Annotated in this window: 1 pseudogene; it reads right to left on the bottom strand. The window is 53.6% G+C overall.

Annotated features, from left to right (window positions below):
• Positions 1 to 563, bottom strand: a pseudogene (locus CAF74_RS28870) (hypothetical protein); the annotation flags it as partial.
• Positions 564 to 783 lie beyond the last annotated feature (220 nt).

Raw genomic sequence — 783 nt, 5'->3', positions numbered from 1 at the left:
GTGACCGGGTTGGCAGGATGGACATAGGGAATGGTTTTACTCCATGAGCCTATGGTCAGTTCCATTTCGTCAAATTGGCGCGGGTCGCTCCGGGTTAAAGTGACGGTAGGCGACTGCCCCGGAACAATGCTGGGCGGATGGCTGACCGTGATACCGGAGACCGGGTTGTTGAACAGCACATTCAGTATCGGGGTGGATTGATCTTTATTACCGCTGACCCGGGTGACTTCGTAGTACAGCCTATTGAGGCCATCCTTCAACACTCCCCAAGGAGCGTCCATAAAAATGCGGTCGTTCTCTTCGCCCGGCTTGATAAGCTTGATCACGGATGTCGCCAGGCTGTTGACCCACAGCCTTACGGAGTCACCTGCTGTAAAGGAGGTGGAAAACAACCTGACCGGGTCGATCACAATGAAGAGTTTGATGGTTGGCGAATAAATGCTCTGGGAAATGCCGAGATCGTAGGTTTTCGGCGGTTGCAGGTTTTCTTCTGCGCCCGGGATTGCCATCGGATACAGCTGGAGCAAGGCGGTGATCTGTGTCGAATTGACGTTGATGCTCATGTTGCTCTCCTGGCGTGCGATAAATAGCCATCTTCGGGACGAAGTTCATGACACCGCGAAAGAGGAGCATCGTCACCTGTCAGATCTGACAGGTGAGCGTGATTTCAAGACGAATGGTCATCGGTAAACGGTTTCCTGCAGACGCAAAAACGGCCCCGTAAAGGGGCCGTTTTGGTTTCAGCACTCAGACGCGCGGCTCAGCCGCCACCTCAAGATTATC

Origin of the sequence: Pseudomonas sp. R45(2017) (genome assembly GCF_002112305.1) — a bacterium.
GTDB lineage: Bacteria > Pseudomonadota > Gammaproteobacteria > Pseudomonadales > Pseudomonadaceae > Aquipseudomonas > Aquipseudomonas paraglycinae.
The sequence above is the reverse complement of the archived record's forward strand: the minus strand, read 5'-3'. Positions and strand labels throughout refer to the sequence as shown.